Origin of the sequence: Pseudarthrobacter sp. AG30, from assembly GCF_003116525.1 — a bacterium.
Lineage (GTDB): Bacteria > Actinomycetota > Actinomycetes > Actinomycetales > Micrococcaceae > Arthrobacter.
Genome location: NZ_QEHL01000002.1, coordinates 251,184 through 268,971, shown reverse-complemented (window position 1 = coordinate 268,971; position 17,788 = coordinate 251,184). Strand labels below are relative to the sequence as shown.

17 protein-coding genes are annotated in these 17,788 nt (G+C 59.8%); 13 read left to right on the top strand and 4 right to left on the bottom strand.

Going from position 1 to position 17,788, the window contains the following annotated elements; translation table 11 throughout:
• The first annotated feature begins 74 nt into the window (after nucleotides 1-74).
• Nucleotides 75-1,244, top strand: a complete 1,170-nt coding sequence (locus DC347_RS03000; RefSeq protein ID WP_109044384.1) for a glycosyltransferase 87 family protein — start codon at nucleotides 75-77, stop codon at nucleotides 1,242-1,244.
• Here the strand turns inward: DC347_RS03000 and glmM are convergent.
• Both glmM and DC347_RS02990 read right to left on the bottom strand, forming a co-directional pair.
• Complete coding sequence (glmM, locus tag DC347_RS02995; protein WP_109044383.1) at nucleotides 1,234-2,595, bottom strand: phosphoglucosamine mutase; 1,362 nt, start codon at nucleotides 2,593-2,595, stop codon at nucleotides 1,234-1,236. The genes DC347_RS03000 and glmM overlap by 11 nt on opposite strands.
• Before the next feature lie 64 nt (nucleotides 2,596-2,659).
• Entirely contained in the window at nucleotides 2,660-3,796 is a 1,137-nt protein-coding gene (locus tag DC347_RS02990; protein ID WP_109044382.1) for an acyltransferase, read from the bottom strand.
• A gap of 158 nt (nucleotides 3,797-3,954) precedes the next feature.
• On the opposite strand from DC347_RS02990, the gene DC347_RS02985 reads away from it, so the two are divergent.
• The 3 genes from DC347_RS02985 (at nucleotide 3,955) to DC347_RS02975 (ending at nucleotide 8,970) form a co-directional block, all read left to right on the top strand.
• Complete coding sequence (locus tag DC347_RS02985) at nucleotides 3,955-5,193, top strand: bifunctional glycosyltransferase family 2/GtrA family protein (RefSeq protein WP_109044381.1); 1,239 nt, start codon at nucleotides 3,955-3,957, stop codon at nucleotides 5,191-5,193.
• Nucleotides 5,190-7,076 (top strand): glycosyltransferase family 39 protein, encoded by a 1,887-nt coding sequence (locus DC347_RS02980; RefSeq protein WP_240617677.1) that lies wholly within the window; start codon nucleotides 5,190-5,192, stop codon nucleotides 7,074-7,076. Before DC347_RS02985 ends, DC347_RS02980 begins: the two co-directional genes overlap by 4 nt.
• Nucleotides 7,077-7,155: 79 nt before the next feature.
• Nucleotides 7,156-8,970 carry a glycosyltransferase family 39 protein gene (locus DC347_RS02975; RefSeq protein ID WP_133247068.1) on the top strand — a complete coding sequence of 605 codons (1,815 nt, stop codon included), beginning with the start codon at nucleotides 7,156-7,158 and terminating at the stop codon, nucleotides 8,968-8,970.
• 130 nt (nucleotides 8,971-9,100) lie between these two features.
• Here DC347_RS02975 and rpsI read toward each other — a convergent pair whose 3' ends face one another.
• Both rpsI and rplM read right to left on the bottom strand, forming a co-directional pair.
• Entirely contained in the window at nucleotides 9,101-9,604 is a 504-nt protein-coding gene (gene rpsI, locus DC347_RS02970) for a 30S ribosomal protein S9 (protein WP_018760410.1), read from the bottom strand.
• 38 nt (nucleotides 9,605-9,642) lie between these two features.
• Nucleotides 9,643-10,086 carry a 50S ribosomal protein L13 gene (gene rplM, locus DC347_RS02965; RefSeq protein ID WP_015937805.1) on the bottom strand — a complete coding sequence of 148 codons (444 nt, stop codon included), beginning with the start codon at nucleotides 10,084-10,086 and terminating at the stop codon, nucleotides 9,643-9,645.
• A 293-nt stretch (nucleotides 10,087-10,379) separates the two neighbouring features.
• Here rplM and DC347_RS02960 point away from each other — a divergent pair, with 293 nt between their 5' ends.
• From DC347_RS02960 to DC347_RS02920, 9 genes are all read left to right on the top strand, one after another.
• Nucleotides 10,380-11,045 carry an A24 family peptidase gene (locus tag DC347_RS02960; protein ID WP_109044379.1) on the top strand — a complete coding sequence of 222 codons (666 nt, stop codon included), beginning with the start codon at nucleotides 10,380-10,382 and terminating at the stop codon, nucleotides 11,043-11,045.
• A gap of 278 nt (nucleotides 11,046-11,323) precedes the next feature.
• A complete protein-coding gene (locus tag DC347_RS02955; RefSeq protein ID WP_109044378.1) occupies nucleotides 11,324-11,524 on the top strand; it encodes a Flp family type IVb pilin in 201 nt (66 codons plus the stop codon).
• A gap of 157 nt (nucleotides 11,525-11,681) precedes the next feature.
• Nucleotides 11,682-11,882: a Flp family type IVb pilin gene (locus DC347_RS02950; RefSeq protein ID WP_109044377.1), complete on the top strand. Its 201-nt coding sequence runs from the start codon at nucleotides 11,682-11,684 to the stop codon at nucleotides 11,880-11,882.
• 127 nt (nucleotides 11,883-12,009) lie between these two features.
• Complete coding sequence (locus tag DC347_RS02945; protein ID WP_255414760.1) at nucleotides 12,010-12,348, top strand: TadE family protein; 339 nt, start codon at nucleotides 12,010-12,012, stop codon at nucleotides 12,346-12,348.
• Nucleotides 12,336-13,352: a pilus assembly protein TadG-related protein gene (locus DC347_RS02940; RefSeq protein ID WP_018760415.1), complete on the top strand. Its 1,017-nt coding sequence runs from the start codon at nucleotides 12,336-12,338 to the stop codon at nucleotides 13,350-13,352. Before DC347_RS02945 ends, DC347_RS02940 begins: the two co-directional genes overlap by 13 nt.
• A gap of 22 nt (nucleotides 13,353-13,374) precedes the next feature.
• Nucleotides 13,375-14,154, top strand: a complete 780-nt coding sequence (locus DC347_RS02935; protein WP_240617676.1) for a Flp pilus assembly protein CpaB — start codon at nucleotides 13,375-13,377, stop codon at nucleotides 14,152-14,154.
• Nucleotides 14,151-15,356, top strand: a complete 1,206-nt coding sequence (locus DC347_RS02930; protein WP_109044375.1) for an AAA family ATPase — start codon at nucleotides 14,151-14,153, stop codon at nucleotides 15,354-15,356. Before DC347_RS02935 ends, DC347_RS02930 begins: the two co-directional genes overlap by 4 nt.
• Nucleotides 15,353-16,834: a CpaF family protein gene (locus DC347_RS02925; RefSeq protein WP_109044374.1), complete on the top strand. Its 1,482-nt coding sequence runs from the start codon at nucleotides 15,353-15,355 to the stop codon at nucleotides 16,832-16,834. Before DC347_RS02930 ends, DC347_RS02925 begins: the two co-directional genes overlap by 4 nt.
• 2 nt (nucleotides 16,835-16,836) lie before the next feature.
• A complete protein-coding gene (locus tag DC347_RS02920; protein ID WP_109044373.1) occupies nucleotides 16,837-17,787 on the top strand; it encodes a type II secretion system F family protein in 951 nt (316 codons plus the stop codon).
• Nucleotide 17,788 lies beyond the last annotated feature (1 nt).

Here is a 17,788-nt window from a genome sequence, read left to right as displayed (position 1 = left end):
CGGGAGGCGGGCCACATTTGGTTGGTTTCCTAATAGCGTTGACATATCGGCGTTCCTCACCAAATGATGGCGCAATGGGGGACGCCATAACCAAGCAAACGGAAGTGCCATCAAAAACTCTGCGCCGGACAACTCCGCCGGCGGTTACGGTCCTGCTCGTCGTCATGGCGCTGGTTGCCCGTGTTCTCTTAGTTCCGTATGAAAGTGAAGATGCCGCCACTTTTCTCCTACCTTGGATGGAACAGTTTCGAGACCACGGCGTCTGGGCTCTCGGCGGGGACTTCTCGAATTACAACTTCCCGTACTTGTTCCTACTGTTCTTGGTCAGCTTCCTTCCAATTGACCCGCTCATCGCGATAAAAATTGTGTCCATCGCGGGCGATGTTTCACTCGCCTTGGCGGTGGCGGCATTGGCAAAGGAGCTCGGTCCATCACGGCTGGCACCGCGCACAGTAGCGGTGATATCGCTTTTGGCACCCACGGTGCTCGTCAACGGCGCGATGTGGGGACAGTGCGACTCCATCTATACCGCGTTCCTTTTGTTGTCGGCACGGAGCCTGCTTCGGAACAACTACAACTGTGCCTGGTCCTTTTGGGGGGTCGCTGTCGCGTTCAAACTCCAGTCTGTATTCTTTCTTCCAGCCTTGGCGGCAATCTCGCTACGCGGGCGCTTCAATATTCGAGGCGTGTTCATGGCTGGCTTCGTTTGGTTGGCGCTGAGCCTGCCGCCTGTGATCTTTGGGCGGTCTTGGGAAAGTACGCTCACTATCTATGTCAGACAAACACAGGACAACCGATTGGTATCCGGGGCAGCCAACATTTTTGCTATGTTCCCAAACCTGGGCATCGCTGAAGGAAGATGGTGGGGCATCATGCTCTGCGCCGTCGCCATCGGGATCGCAGTGTTCGCCTACTGGCGTGGTGAAGACGTTTCGGAGCGTCGCCTTCTCTTATGCATCACGACGGTCGCCGTGTGCCCCCTGCTGCTGCCCCAAATGCATGACCGTTACTTCTTTGCGGCTGAAGTTATGTCGTTGCTTCTCTTGAACTGGTCACGGCTACGTTTGGTTCCTTGCCTACTGGCCACCACAGGAGCGTTTGTCTATTTCTTGTACTTTGCAAAGAACAGCTACGCGTTGCCTCTTTCGATCGCCTTCCTCGTCCAAACCGTAGCCGTCATCCTCCTGTACCGGGCTCTCATGAGGCACAGCGAGAACGCATATAGGGGCTCAGTCATTCACTAACAAGTTCCAGGGCGAGTTCTGCCCGGACAACTTGCGCCAAGTGCTCGGCGATTGACTGGGCAGTTTCCTCGTCGGCGGCCTCGACCATCACCCGGACAACGGGTTCGGTTCCGGAGGGCCGGAGGAGGACGCGGCCGGTATCGCCGAGCGCCGCTTCCGCAGCCCCCACCGCTTGGGCCAGCACGTCGTTGCTGCCAACCTTGCTGCGGTCCACACCCTTGACGTTGATGAGGACCTGCGGGAGCTTGGTCATCACGGTGGCCAACTCCTTGAGCGGCTTCCCGGTGAGGGCCACCTGTGCGGCGAGCTGCAGGCCGGTGAGGAGGCCGTCACCGGTGGTGGCGTAGTCGGAGAAGATCACGTGGCCGGACTGTTCGCCGCCGAGGTTGTAGCCGCCGTCGCGCATGCCTTCGAGGACGTAGCGGTCCCCCACTGCCGTTTCCATGATGGTGATTCCGGCATCGCGGAGTGCGAGCTTGAGTCCCAGGTTGCTCATCACCGTGGCCACCAGGACGTCGTCCTTGAGCTTCCCGGACTTCTTGAGCGCCACCGCGAGGATGGCCATGATCTGGTCGCCGTCCACTTCGTTGCCTTCGTGGTCAACGGCCAGGCAGCGGTCGGCGTCGCCGTCGTGGGCGATTCCCAGGTCTGCCCCGTGCTTGATCACGGCTTCCTTGAGGGGACCCAAGTGGGTGGAGCCGACGCCGTCGTTGATGTTCAGTCCGTCTGGATCGGCGCCGATGACGATGAGGCGCGCGCCGGCGTCCTTGAAAAGCTGGGGTGAGCATCCGCTGGCGGCGCCGTTGGCGCAGTCAAGGACCACCGTGAGGCCGTCCAGGCGGTGCGGCAGCGTACGCAGGAGGTGGACGATGTAGCGGTCCTCCGCGTCGGAGAAGCGCTGGATGCGGCCCACGTCGGCTCCGGTGGGCCGGACAGCTTCCTTGCCCATCTGGGCTTCAATGGCGTCCTCGACCTCGTCCGGCAGCTTTTGCCCGCCGCGGGCGAAGAACTTGATTCCGTTGTCCGGCGCCGGGTTGTGGGACGCGGAAATCATGACGCCGAAGTCCGCATCGAGGTCCGCTACGAGGTAGGCCGCCGCCGGGGTGGGCAGCACACCGGCGTCGTAGACGTCGATGCCCGAGCTGGAAAGTCCGGCTTCCACTGCAGCGGCGATAAATTCGCCGCTGGCGCGCGGGTCGCGTGCCAGCACCGCGCGCGGGCGGGAGCCGTTGGAGTTGCGGTCATGGCCGAGCACGACGGCGGCCGCCTGGGCCAGCTGCAGGGCCAGCTCAGCTGTCAGCAAGCCGTTGGCCAACCCCCGGACACCATCAGTTCCAAATAATCTAGACACCGGTCAAGTGTAGAGGATGGGGCGCGGGGCTATGGGGGCGGGTCCTCCACGGGTGGCGAACTGCCTAGGGCCCGGGCGTCAGAAGCTGCGGCACTCGGCGAACCTTGCTGCCCACAAGATGGCCGACGCGTCCGGCAAGTATGCGGCCCGGCCGTTCGGCGCACCGAAAGAATAATTCGGTCGCAGCCAATGAGGGTGGAACGGCCAAGGCGGTAACGAGCAACGGGTTCGAAATATGGGTGACGAAGCCGATCGAAACCACGATCGGCTCGTGCACCAAATACAGGCTGAAAGATCGGGTGCCAAGCCACTGCAAGGTCCGGTGGTTGCCCGCACTGGCTAGGGGCGGGCAGGCAATGAAAGCGAACACCAATAGTGCACCACCGATGCACGCCATGCATATCACCGTGGGAAGTTGCGGGAACAACCACCGCGACGAAAGCAGCAGCAATGAGGACGCAATGAGGCCACCCCACTTGACTCGACTGAGAGTGCGTCCGAATTGTTCCAACCTGTTTTTCCGCACAGCCATGAGAACACCGATGCCGAACATGGACATGTAAACGATTGCCGGGAGATAGGTAACCGTTCCGACAGCGATCAACGAAAAAAGCGTCAGAAGGCACGGCAGCCAAGCATTCCTAATCCGCAGCGCCAATACCACATAAAGAGGGAGCGCTAAGGAGAACAATATTTCCCATTGCAGTGACCAGAGCGGCGAATTGAGAGAGTCTGCACCACCAAGGAGCACCCCGTCAGCAAGCACATTCGGAGACTCATCATGGATGAGCAGCCACGCGCTAAGATCCGGGCTCCCCGTGCGCGGGACGATCCATGCCAAGAGCAACGCAACGGCCAGAGACGCCCAGACTGGAAGATAGATCCGGACACATCGCTTTGCGTAATAAGCCCGCCAAGTTGGCCGTGAAACTCCCAGGAAGGGAAGCGTGAGAACAAATCCGGAGAGAATAAAAAAGACGTAAACCGCCTCGGTGCCCGCCCATAGCAAATGCGCGGGCGTGAAGGTGGTCCACCATACCCAGGGTTCCGCGTTGCCAGTGTCAACGCGGGCAACGGCAAGGGCCAAGCTCGGGGAAACCAGGAAGCAATGGTGAATCACCACCACTGCGGCGGCCAGTCCCCTTAGACCGTCAAGTGCGCCGTATCTGGTGGTCCCCAGGTTTGCCTTCTCATCCCCCATGCGCACCGACAGTAATGATTCGGTGTGGGCGGGTCCCCAGTAGTAACTACCTGCTTCCGAGCACGGCCGGCCAGGTGTAGTACTTGATTTCTCTGTCGTGTACGTGTCTTTGCCAAAAGCCCTCGCGGCCGCCACAGGCCGGCCCTAATCTCTGATGCATGACACCTAGCTATGGGGGCTTGGCGCTCGAAATTGTAGTACCGGTTTTCAATGAGGAAGCCGTACTCGAACACAGCATCTCAAGACTCTCCGAATATCTCTCACGGGAAATGCCGTCGACATGGAAGATAACCATTGCCGACAATGCGAGCACCGACAGGACTCCGGCTATTGCTGCCCGGCTCAGCGAGCAACTGCCAAATGTCGAGTATCGCCGCCTCGAGGTCAAAGGGCGTGGTTTCGCGCTTCGCGATGCTTGGAGCGCTTCTGAGGCAAAGGTCTTGGCCTACCTGGATGTAGACCTTTCCACGGATCTTGCCGCTCTCCCGCCGCTTATAGCGCCTCTGCTGTCCGGGCATTCGGACATATCCATCGGTACAAGGCTGGGTCAGAGCTCACGCGTCAGCCGCGGTCCGAAACGGGAATTTATCTCCCGCTCCTATAACTTCCTGCTCCGCCGGACGATGCAGGTCCGGTTCTCCGATGCGCAATGCGGATTCAAGGCAATACGGGCCGACGTCGCCAAGCGTTTGCTCCCGCATGTGGAGGACAACGGCTGGTTCTTCGATACTGAGTTGTTGATCATCGCAGAACGTTCGGGGCTGCGGATCCACGAAATCCCGGTCGACTGGATTGATGATCCCGACAGTCGGGTCGACATCAAACAAACAGCCCTGGATGACCTTCGCGGGATGGTTCGAGTGGCTGGTTCCCTGGTGAGAGGTTCGATTCCCGTCCAGGCAATATATGCAGAACTCGGCCGCGGGCCGATAGTCCCACCGGGCCGTCCCAGCTTTTTCGGGCAGGTGGTCCGGTTCGGGCTCGTTGGCGTTATTTCAACCCTCGCTTTCGCATTGTTGTATTTGGTTCTCCAAGGACCCTTTGGCGCACAACAGGCCAACTTCCTTGCCCTGTTGCTGACGGCCGTTGGCAACACTGCCGCGAACAGGCGGTTTACCTTCGGCATCAGCGGCCCGGCGAAACTGTTTACCCAACAATTCCAGGGGCTTGTGGTCTTCATGCTGGCGTGGGCTATAACGTCCTCGGCACTGCTGGTCCTGCATACGGTGAATTTGGACCCAGCCCCAAGCACCGAACTTTTGGTCCTCACCGCCGCCAACGTCTTCGCCACATTGCTGCGGTTCGTGCTTCTTCGCCTCTGGGTGTTCAGGTTTCGCCGTGCTGACGAGCGTTCAGCCATTCTCGCCTTCCGGCCCGTTGGACAGTCAGTTCGTTGAGCATCAAAGAGGCGAACCGGGTTCCTGCCCCCGCCGGCCCGATTGCCCAGAATCACGCGAGGTGGGAGCGGATCGCCTTGGTCGGGTTGTTGGCTGCGACCGCGGCGTCGTTCCTCTGGGGCTTGGACCGCAATGGATGGGCCAATCCTTACTATTCCGCTGCAGCGCTGGCCGGATCCCAAGACTGGAAGGCCTTCTTCTTCGGTTCCCTCGACGCGGGAAACCTCATCACCGTTGACAAGCCGCCGCTGAGCATCTGGATCATGGCGTTGTCGGTCCGGCTTTTTGGCCTCAATTCATGGTCCCTTCTAGTGCCCCAAGCACTGATGGGCATAGCCACCACATGGCTTATCTACAAGATCATCCGCCGAAACCTCGCGGCCGCGCCGGCACTGCTGGGCGGCCTCATTTATGCGACCACGCCGGTAGTCGTCCTCATGTCCAGGTACAACAACCCAGAACCCCTCATGGGCCTGCTGACAGTAGCCACAACGTACTTTGTAGTCCGCGCCATCGAAAGCAACCGCTGGTCATGGTTTCTCCTGTCAGGAGCGGCTCTGGGGCTTGGATTCATGGCGAAACAGATCCAAGCCTTCCTGCCAATTCCTGCCTTTGCCCTGGCGATTGTCCTCTGCGGCGCGGGAACAATCGGATCACGGATACGGCGGCTCCTGGGTTCGCTCGGCGCTCTCATCGTCAGCGGCGGCTGGTGGCTCGTCGTGGTCGACCTCATCCCTGCGGGAAACAGGCCGTACATTGGGGGTTCTGCTACGAACAGCATGCTCGAGCTCACCATCGACTACAACGGACTGGCCAGGTTCCTTCGTTTCAGCACAAATCCTGCAACGGGCGCCGCACCGACTTCTGAAGACCTCTCACCGAGTTCCTATGACGGCGGACTCAGCCGGCTGTTCAATGCAAACTTTGCCCCGGAGGGGGCGTGGCTGCTGTTTACAGCGCTGACGTGCACGCTCGCCTTGGTGATGTTGTGGCGACAGTCGGGCAACGTTTCGAAGTCAAAGACGGGGTTAATGACGATCTCCGTCACCTGGCTGGCAACCACCTATATCGTGTTGAGCTTCATGGGCACCATGACACATACTTACTACGTATTCTCCCTGGCCGCCCCGATAGCGCTGGTCATCCCGATGGGCGTCGCCCTGTTGTGGAAACTCCGTGGGCGGTTGATCCCTCGGACGATGGGCGTTGTCCTGTTGTTGGGAACAGGCTACGTGGCGACTCGGATTTTTGAATACAGTAACGGTTGGGGCAGCTGGCCACTCGGCGCCATCGCGCTAACGCTCTTGGCAGCGGCAGGCTGGCTGTTGGCTGCATCGAGGTTTCAAGTCCGGCTCACGCTGGTGCTCGTCGGGATCGTATTGATTTGGGGTCCGCTGGCAACGGATACGATCACGCTTTCCACGCCCCATTCTGGGACAAATCCCTTGTCCGGGCCTGTGGGCAACAATCCTGGAACCCTCTCAGCACACCTTGACGCCGCCCGCCGTGGCGATCCGCCCCTTGCCCGCCAACTTGGGTTTGGTGCAGAACCATCGCCGGAAGTGACTGCGCTGCTGCAGAACGCGACGGAGTCCGAATGGGCCGCAGCCACCTACACAGCCCAGAACGCAGCGCAATATCAATTGTCTTCGCAGCGCCCGGTAATCGCGCTGGGAGGTTGGCTGGGCACCGACCCCGCTCCGACTCTTGACCAGTTCAAGTCCATGGTATCGAGTAAGCGCATCGCCTATTTCATCTGGCAGCAAGCGATCGTTGACGGGATCCCTCTCGGCAAGGACGCCGCCGCTATCACGGAGTGGGTTCGGTCAAACTTCAAGGGGGAGAACGTTGACGGCGTCACTATCTACAACCTTCGGGGCTGACTATATAGGCGGGGCCACACGGTTTGTTCGTGGAGTGATAAGGGGGCGTCCCCAAGATCCAGTGTGGGAGCGGCCGGCGTTGCTGCTTATTTTGGTGTTGAACGGGATTCTCAACTTTTGGAACCTGGGGATCAACGGCTGGGCTAACTACTTCTATAGTTCTGCAGTCCAGTCCGGCACGCAGGACTTGGGTTCCGCATTTTTCGGATCCTCGGACTGGGGAAATTCCATTACCGTTGACAAGCCACCACTCAGCTTGTGGGTCATGGAGATTTCCACGAAGATGTTCGGATTTACGCCCATCGGAATATTGGCTCCGCAAGCAATTATGGGCGTTATTTCTACATTGCTTATTTACGTTATCATTCGCAAGAATTTCTCGGCGATACCCGCACTTTTTGCTGCCGCCGTATTCTTCACTACGCCCATCGTGGTCTTGATGTCTCGGTATAACAACCCGGACCCTCTCATGCTTCTGCTAATGCTTGTCTCCGTGCATGCGGTCCAGCATGCAATTGAGTCCAACCGGTTGAGGTATCTCATCCTCACAGGAGTCGCGGTGGGTCTGGCTTTCATGACCAAACAACTTCAAGGGCTCTTGGTCCTCCCGAGCGTAAGTGCTGCGTATCTGTTTTGGGGCAACGCGGCCTGGTCAACAAGGCTGAAAAATTCTGCCATTTCAGGTGCTGTGATGGTCTTTACCGGTGGTTTTTGGATGACGGTAGTAGACCTGATCCCTGCGGGAGTACGGCCTTACGTCGGAGGCTCACAGTCCAACAGCATGCTGGAACTGACCTTGGCCTACAACGGGTTGGACCGCATAGTGGGAACCGACGCTAATCCAGTCGCAAACCTAATACCCGAACAGTTCAGGCAGGTGGACTCGGACGCTGGGCTTACGCGGCTTCTTAATGCGAACTACGGCCAAGAAATCGGATGGATGCTGCCCGCGGCGATCATCGGCGCACTTTTGACAGCATTCGGCTGGAAATTGCTGCCCCGGAAAGGAGGGGCGAGGACCTTGGCCTTCATGGCCATCACTTGGTTCCTTGGCACCTACCTCGTCCTGAGCTTTATGGGAAATCAAATCCACACCTACTACACGGAGGCTCTTTCGGCGCCCCTGGCCCTGACCCTCGGCGTTGCCAGCGCAATCTATGTGCAGCACCACCAATTGTTTGTTGTCAGAGCTGTAGCAGCGGCCGGCATCCTGGCCACGGCGATGTGTACTTGGCTCATCTTGAGCAGCGTGGTTGGCTGGCCGGAGTGGCTTGGCAACGGAATCATGCTACTGGGAGCTCTCGGCGCAGCGCTGTCGGTTGTTCGGCCCCCGGCCCGCTGGCTTGAGGTGGGGGCGGCAAGCGTAGCAGTGGTCGCAATGTTGGCGGGCCCCCTCCTCACTTCCGCCCTCAATACAGCACTCCCACAGAACGGTTCCAACCCCGTTTCCGGGCAACTGACCAAGAGCCCTACGAGCATCAATCGGTTCTTGGATGACATGAAACATGGGAACCCCGCATGGGCGTATGACGTTGCCTTTGGCCAAAAGCCAAACACCGCCATTCTCGACAGACTCACGACCGCTTCGAGAACATGTCTTTGGGCGGCTGCCACTTCGGCCTCGCAGACAGCCGCACGACTCCAGCTTGAGGTTGCCCGGCCCGTCATGCCGCTTGGTGGGTTCGCTGGTTCCGACCCGTCCCCCACCCTCCAAGCCTTCAAAGACAAGGTCGCTGGCGGACAGATTTGCTATTTTCTTCCCCAGGATGAGTTTCTGGCAACCCAGCCAAAGGCAAGCACCGTCGCTGAAATTTCCGACTGGGTGAAGACGCACTTTCAGCTCGAGATGGTAGGTGGGCAAGGCATCTACGACTTATCAAAACCGATTGCGTGAGCCTGGGGGCCACTGTGGACACTCGTGTAGCGGCTATTGGAGGCGTGTCCGACGATTCCCCTTTAGGGAATTCCTGCACGCAAAAAGCCCGCCCCGCCAAAAGGCGGGACGGGCTTCTGTGCAAGCGGGTTTAGCGCTTGGAGTACTGCTGGGCCTTGCGGGCCTTCTTGAGACCGGCCTTCTTACGCTCGATGACACGGGCGTCGCGGGACAGGTAACCGGCCTTCTTCAGGGTCGGGCGGTTGTTTTCGACGTCGATCTCGTTCAGCGAACGGGCGATGCCGAGGCGCAGGGCGCCTGCCTGGCCGGAGATGCCGCCACCGTGGATACGGGCGATGACGTCGTAGGCGCCTTCCAGATCAAGGATCTTGAAGGGCTCGTTGACGTCCTGCTGGTGCAGCTTGTTGGGGAAGTAGTTCGCCAGCTCGCGGCCGTTGATGGTCCACTTGCCGGAGCCGGGCACAACGCGCACGCGTGCAACGGCTTCCTTGCGGCGGCCAACAGCTGCGCCGGCAACCGTCAGGGCCGGGCGTTCCTTCTTGGGAGCAGCTTCGGAAGCTGAGCTCTCAGAGGTGTAGCTGGTCAGGTTTTCCTCGGCCTCGACGGCCTCGGTGGTCTCTTCGTTCTGAGCCACGATTCTCCTTGTATAGATAAGTTGTTTGGTGGCCAGGACTACTGGGCGACCTGGGTGATTTCGAAAGTCTTGGGCTGCTGGGCGGCGTGCGGGTGCTCAGCACCGCGGTACACCTTCAGCTTGCCCAGCTGCTGTGCAGCGAGGGAGTTCTTGGGGAGCATGCCCTTGATGGCCTTCTCAACGGCGCGGACCGGGTTGGATTCCAGCAGTTCCGCGTAGTTGACGGAGGTCAGGCCGCCCGGGTAGCCGGAGTGGCGGTATGCGCGCTTCTGCTCCAGCTTGGCGCCGGTGAGGGCAACCTTTTCAGCGTTGATGATGATGACGAAGTCGCCCATGTCCATGTGGGACGCGAAAGTGGCCTTGTGCTTGCCGCGCAGCAGGATTGCGGTCTGGCTTGCAAGACGACCAAGGACAACGTCGGTGGCGTCAATGACGTGCCACTGGCGGTTGATATCGCCGGGCTTCGGGGTGTACGTACGCACGGTGTTTGCCTCGTTCTTGTTCTGGCGTTCTTGTTTAGGTGTCGCTAGCTCGCGCACCTACTGTCTGCGCGCTACCGGAACAGAGGTGAGGGCTCCATGTAACCAGTCATCCTGAAGTTCCGAATGTGCACGTTGAGTAGTTATCCTGCAACCGGATTCTCAAGCGGGCACGCACCATCGGAATAGGACACGCACAACGACTACCTAGATTAGCGCGTCAGGTGGTTCAGGGTCAAAATGGGGTAGCGGAGGTTGGCTCGTCATGCGCCAACCCAACCAATGCAGGGGGCGCAGTGGTATCAGCAGAGGGCGGAGGGTCGGCCGGTTGGCTCCTTGTCGTTGTCATAGGCCTGCTGGGATGTTTCCTCTCCCCCACGACTGAGATCCTGATTGCGCGGACGCTGCCGCGGCTGGGTGCCCTGCCGGCGCCGCGGGTTCGGATGACGACGGCGGCCGTCACCGGCGCCGCGTGCGCCGCCTTCGTCTTGCGCTTTGGCAATATGCCGGGCCTGCCGGCCCTAATCCTCCTGGCAGTGCTAGGCGTTCAACTTTCAAGGGTGGACATCGCCATGCATTTATTGCCCAACCAGCTCGTATTTATTCTCTTAGTCGCCGGCATTGTCCTGTTGGCAGCTCCGCTGATATTTGGTCAGCAAGCTGACGATTTCATCAGAGCTCTCGTTGGCGCGGTCATTTTGTTCGCTGCCTACCTTATTTTGGCGTTGATTTCGCCTGGCGGCATCGGAATGGGCGATGTGAAGCTGGCCGCGCCCGTCGGCCTTTACCTGGGGTACCTAGGTTGGAGCCAGCTGCTCTACGGTGGCCTCCTGGGCTTTATCGTGAATGGAATCACAACAGCAGTGCTCCTCGGTGGAAAACGCCGGAATATGGCCAAGGAAGTGCCACACGGCCCCGCCATGCTTGGCGCTTTGGCCCTCACTGCACTGCTCATCCAGTAGCGCGAACTGCAGCCGAGAGACTCCTTGCGCTCGGGTTGAAGCGCGCCCATCCAAGTAGTCGCTGGAGCGGGCTGATCGCGCCCTAGGTACCTTTCCGAGTATTCGAGTACGTCCTTTCAGCGCGCCGCCTAAAAGTCGAGTACCACTACGCATTGTTGCCCATCGGCGTAAATGACAATCTCTTCTTAGCGAAGTCCAGCCGCTAAGGATTTATGGGGGCAGCTGGAAATTCGTTGAAATAAACATCAATTCAATTTCACCGAATTAAGGAAAATACAATGACTTCTCTCATGGTCTCGATGATGGCATTCGTTGCCGGCGTCAAGGATCGCTTCTCTTCCGAAAAGGGCGCCACTGCCACTGAGTACTCGCTTCTCGTGGCCTTCATCGCCCTGCTTATCATCGTCGGCGTCACGGCCTTCGGCGGCGCTCTTAACACCTGGTTCTCCAGCCTCGGCTCCCGGGTCGGCACCTGGTAGGTGACAGTCTCCCGAGTGCGCCGCGTCCTTGCAGTCCAGCAGGCGCGGCGCACTTCGTGGCAGCGACAGACCATTCAAAGCTGCCAGTCAGTGATCGCCTGGGGCGACCAGCCGGCGCATGAGCGACCGTGCCAAATCAAAAAAATTAGGGACAGAAATGACTTCATTCATGGTCTCCGTGCTCGCCTTTGTGGCGGGCTGCAAGGAGCGCATCTCCTCGGAAAAGGGTGCAACCGCGACAGAGTACTCGCTCCTCGTGGCCTTCATCGCACTCCTGATCATCATCGGCGTCACTGCCTTCGGCACGGCGCTGAACACCTGGTTCTCCAGCCTGGGCTCGACAGTCGGCACCTGGTAGCCAACCCACTTTCGGTTGTGCCGCGCACCAACCGCGGCACAACCGAAAAACGCAATCAACCTCGGGGGATCCGTTGAAAAAGATCCGCAAAGCAAACACGGAACACAAGAGCCGCGGCGCAGTAGCTGTGGAGTTTGCACTGGTGGCTCCCATCCTTCTGTCCGTAGTCGTAGGAATCGTCGAGTTCGCGAACGCCTACAACGCCCAAATTTCCGTGACCCAGGCAGCCAGGGAGGCCGCTCGGACCATGGCCGTCAAGAACAGCCAGACCGATGCGAAAGCCGCAGCAGTCGCCGGTGCCCCCGGAGTCAACTCCGCAGCTTTCGCCTACACCTTCAGCCCCGCGGCTTGCGCGCCAGACACCACGGAAAAGGTAACCATCACCTATTCCGCGACGACTCTGACAGGGCTTTTTGGTAGTTCCGTAACCGTCACCGGAGTGGGAGCAATGCGATGCAACGGCTGACGCGGCGAACCACCGACCGCGACCGCGAGCGCGGGGCCGCTGGCGTCATGGTTGCCGTCATGATGGTGGTGCTCATCGGTGCAGGCGCCCTGGCTGTCGATACCGGACAAATCTACGCAGAGCGGGCCCAGTTGCAGAATGCTGCAGACGCGGGAGCACTTGCAGGCGCGGACATGTGCTCCGCTACCGGCGGCTGCACCCAGGCCGCCGTGAATAGCGTTGCCTCGACCCTGGCGAACAACAACTCCAACGACAACAAATCCACGGTTGAGTCAGTCGATCTCTCGGTCCCGGGCCAAGTGTCTGTGACTACGTCCACGAAGGACGGTGTCACCAACGCCGGTTTCCTGACCAAGATGTTCGCCAGCGCCTTGAACGCACCGCCGGCCAAAGTGGGTGCTACGGCCACGGCGAAGTGGTTGTACCCCACGAAGGGAGTTACCGTTCTCCCGCTGACTTTTGCCCCCTGTGAATTCAAGGATGACGGTCTGCCTCACAAAATCCTCATCCAGGGTGGCGCGCAGGACTGCAATGGGCAGAATCCTTCAAATCAGATCATCCCCGGCGGCTTCGCCTGGCTCAAGCCAGACGGAAACACTGGCTGCAAGGTTACAGCCGAAGTTGGACAGTGGAGCATGACGAGCACAGGTGCCTCAGTCCCAACGGGATGCATCGATCTCTTCAACCCGACACTCAATCCATCACTGCCGAATTCCACGGTGGCGCTTCCGGTTTACAAGTACACGTGCGCCGGGATGTCAACGGCACAATTCGGTTCATGCAGCGGCAGTTCCGTGCAGTACTTCATCGAAAAGTGGGCCGGCTTCAAGATTCAGGCATGGAACCTCGGCGGCCAGGCCAAATACGACCCAACCAACGTGTTCACGTCAAGCGAGAAGGGCCTGTACGGAACCTTCGTCGGTTATTCCGCAGATCCCAGCCTCTTCACCGGAGGCACAACAACGTCCACAGGCAACGTCGTTGTCCTTGGGCTGATCAAATAAAAATCACCTAAAGGGGAAGAAAGTGAAAGCACGCCTACTGGGAGGCATCGCCGCGCTAGTCATCGCGATAACCGGCACCGTCCTTCTTATTACATACGTACAGAGCGCGGATGCCCGTGCCATGGCCGGAACCGAAACATCGGAAGTTTTTGTGGTTCAGTCCGCCGTTCCAGCGGGGACAGCAGTCAGCGATTTGGGAGGGTCGGTAGCCAAGAAGCCGCTCCCCAAGTCAGCGCTCACCGCTGACAGCGTGACCGACCTGAACTCCCTGGGGTCTAAGGTCACAGCCGTTGCCCTGGTTCCCGGTGAGCAGCTGCTGTCGAGCCGACTGGTGGAAAAGGAATCGTTCCTTGGACCGTCACGAGTCGCCGTTCCCGATGGAATGCAGGAGATCTCCCTCAAGCTCCCCATCGAACGCGTAGTTGGCGGAAAGATCTCCGCCGGCGACACGGTGGGCATCTTCATCTCCCTCACCGAGTCATCCACCAACGGGGCAGGGCAGACGGCTACGCAGTCTGCGGGCACCCAGCTGACCTTCCACAAAGTACTTGTCACCGCCACCCAGTTGAGCAACGGCAGCCCGGCCCAGCAGGATTCGACCCAAAAGTCGGATGGATCTCTCAGCTCCGGCAGCAATGCACAGAGCGACGGGAACTACCTGATCACAGTGGCCCGGAACTCGGTTGACGCCGAACGCCTGGTTTACGCAGCGGAATTCGGCAAGATCTACATGTCGAAAGAGCCCACCGGGGCTACGGAAGGCACCACTGGTGTCGTGGACAAGACGAAGGTATTCCGATGAGCCGCTTTGTCCTGATCACTCCAATCACGGAGTTCGAGCGCAAAGTTCGTCTGGCCACGGCCGCCATGCCGGGGACCCTTCAATACTTCCAGGCTGACTATCTTCCCCAGGGTCCCGAGGAAGTCCTGACGCAGCTCCTCGGCGAACCGCCGGAAGTTTTCGTCCTCGGGCCCGGGCTCCCGGCCGACGAGACACTGAAGTTCGCCGCGGTCATGGATCTGCAGTATCCGGAGATCAGCATGATCCTGGTGACCGATGAATCTTCCGAAGTGGCAATCCAGGCCATGCGGGCGGGCATCCGGGATCTCTTGGATCCGGCCGCAGAAGTTGACCACATCCGCATCATCGTCGAGCGGGCAAGCCTTGCCTCCGCCGGACGGCGGCGCGGCCTGTCCCCAAGCAGCTCCGAACATCATGAGCACGCCGCGGGGGGCCGGATCATCGCCGTCATCTCACCCAAGGGAGGAGTAGGCAAGACTACCGTGGCGACGAACCTGGCCGTGGGGCTGGGAAAGATCGCCCCAATGGGGGTGGTCATCGTGGACCTGGACCTGCAGTTTGGAGACGTCGCCAGCGGGCTGATGCTGGAACCTGACCACACCATCACGGACGCCGTTGTGGGTGCCGCGAGCCAGGACTCCATGGTCCTCAAGACGTATTTGACCGTGCACCCTGCCGGCATTTATGCCCTGTGCGCCCCAAAGAACCCGGTGGAAATGGACCGGATCACGGGAGAAAACGTCAGCCACCTGCTTACCCAGCTGCGGCAGGAGTTCCAGTACGTCGTCGTGGATACGGCGCCGGGGCTCGGCGAACATGTACTGGCGACTCTTGACCTGGCTTCGGACGCCGTTTGGATCTGCGGCATGGATGTTCCGAGCATCCGGGGCCTTCGCTCCGGAAACCAGATTCTCTCCGAACTGAACCTCTTGCCAGAAGTCCGCCACGTGGTCCTCAACATGGCGGACCGCCGCAGCGGGCTGACGCTCCAGGATGTTGAAGCCACCATCGGGGCCCCGGTGGATGTGGTGCTCCCCCGCTCGCGGACCCTTCCGTTCTCAACCAATAAGGGGATCCCGCTCCTGCAGGACGGCAGCCGGGATCCCGCGCAAAAAGGTCTCCGACAACTGGTGAAGCGGTTCGAACCCAACTGGGAAGCAAGACCCCACAAGAAGTTGCACAGAAGGGCGGTAGTCCAGTGAACCTCTCACGCAGGCTTGAAAAGGCACGCGGCACCGAGCCGAGCTTGGCAGTCGTCGAAGAAAAGCACGATCCGTTCGTGTTGGCCAAGGATGCTGCTGAACCAGCCACGTTGGGCCGCATCCACGACGTCAAGACCGCCGAAACAGCGCAAGCGGCCGAAGTCATCGAGCTGAGCCCCACTGCGGCTGCGGCGAGTGGCGCGCTGAGCGCACTCAAAGAGCGCGCCAGTACGGCCCTCTACGAGCGGCTTGGTGCCCGCATCACTGACTCTTCCCTCGAAGAGACCGAGCTCCACCAATTCGTCAAGGACGAGTTGAAGCTCGTCGTCGACGAGGAACAGGTTCCGCTGACTTCGTCCGAGCGCCAACGCCTTATCCGCGAAATCATTGATGACGTCCTTGGCCATGGTCCAATCCAGCGGTTCCTGGACGATCCGTCCGTCACCGAAGTGATGGTCAATCGTTTCGACCAGGTTTATGTGGAACGGGCTGGCAAGTTGACGTTGACAGACACCAAGTTCGCCTCCGACGACGCACTGAGGAGGGTGATCGAGCGCATCGTGTCGAAGGTTGGACGCCGCATCGACGAGTCCTCTCCTCTCGTGGATGCACGTCTCGCGGACGGATCGCGCGTTAACGCCATCATCCCGCCGCTTGCTGTCAACGGCCCCGCGCTGACTATCCGAAAGTTCGGCGGTGATGCCCTCACGGTACAAAAGCTCATTGCCTTCGGCAGCCTCTCCCCCGAGATGGCCGAATTGCTTCAAGCCTGCGTCCTGGCCAGGATGAACATCATCGTTTCCGGCGGTACAGGCACCGGCAAGACGACGCTTCTCAATGCCTTGTCTTCCTTCATTCCCGCATCGGACCGCATCGTCACGATTGAGGACGCGGTGGAACTCCAGCTTCAGCAGGACCATGTGGTGAGGCTGGAAAGTCGGCCGGCGAACATTGAAGGAAAAGGCGAGATCGCCATTCGCGACCTCGTGCGAAACTCGCTCCGCATGCGGCCCGATCGCATAGTAGTCGGCGAAGTCCGCGGCGGCGAATGCCTTGACATGTTGCAGGCCATGAACACCGGCCACGACGGCTCCCTCTCCACAGTCCACGCCAATTCCCCCCGCGATGCCATAGCCCGCCTTGAGACCCTGGTATTGATGGCCGGGATGGATCTGCCGCTCCGCGCTGTACGCGAGCAGGTGGCCTCCGCGGTGAACCTTATTGTTCATATCTCCAGGCTGAGGGACGGCACCCGACGCGTGACGCACATCACCGAGGTTCAGGGCATGGAGGGCGATATCGTCACCCTCCAGGATGCGTTTATCTTCGATTTTGCTGCGGGAGTCGACTCGAACGGAAGGTTCCTTGGTAAGCCAGTGCCAACTGGTGTTCGGCCACGGTTCACGGACCGGTTCGCGGACCTTGGCATCCACGTTTCGCCGCACATCTTTGGCGCTGAAACGGGCCGAGGTAGATAGCCATGACGCCGTCTGTGCCAGTCGCCCTCTTCATGACGGGCCTGTTCCTGGTCTACACGTCGCTCGCGCTACTTTTCGTATTCGTTTGGAAGGGACGCCCAGGCGTCCCCCTTTCCAGGCGACGCCCCGAGATCGCGCAACAATCCTCCAACCTGACACGCCTGACCAATCAAGCCGTCGGCGCCCTGAACCGCGGCCTGAAGAAGCGCCCCACGTCGATCTTCAACCGCGAAAAGTTGGAGCAGGCAGGCCTTAACAAGGAGCCTGGGGATTACCTCCTGATCGCCGGAACAGTCACTTTGGTGGCAACGGTGGCGGCATTCCTCCTCGGCGGCCTCGGCATGAGCATCCTGGCCCTGGTTGTCACGCCTTTCCTCCTTTATCTGGGCCTAAACTTCCTTATCTCCCGGCGCAGAAAGGCCTTCGACGCACAGGTTCCGGACACGCTGCAAATGTTCTCCGGCGGTCTCCGGGCGGGCCACAGCCTCTTGAGGGCTATCGACGCAGCAGCGCAGGAAAATGATGGACCGATGGCGGCGGAGCTCACCCGAATCGTCAACGAAACCAGGATCGGGCGCGATTTGGGTGAATCGATGGCGGATGTCTCCCGGAGGACAGCAAGCGAGGACTTTTACTGGATAGCACAAGCCATTGAGATCCACCGCGAAGTTGGTGGGGACCTGGCAGAAGTCCTGGACCACGTGGGTGAGACCATCCGCGACCGAAACCAAGTTAAAGGCCAGGTCAGGGCACTCAGCGCAGAAGGGCGTATCTCGGCATTGGTCCTCATGGCCCTGCCGATCCTGATGTTCATCGGCCTCGTGCTGTTCAACCCAACCTACTCGCGGGTGTTTACCACGACATTCGTCGGATTCGCGATGTTGGGTGCGGCGATCATCCTCTTGTCCGTTGGCGGGCTCTGGCTCAGCCGCATCATCAAACCGAAGTACTAGG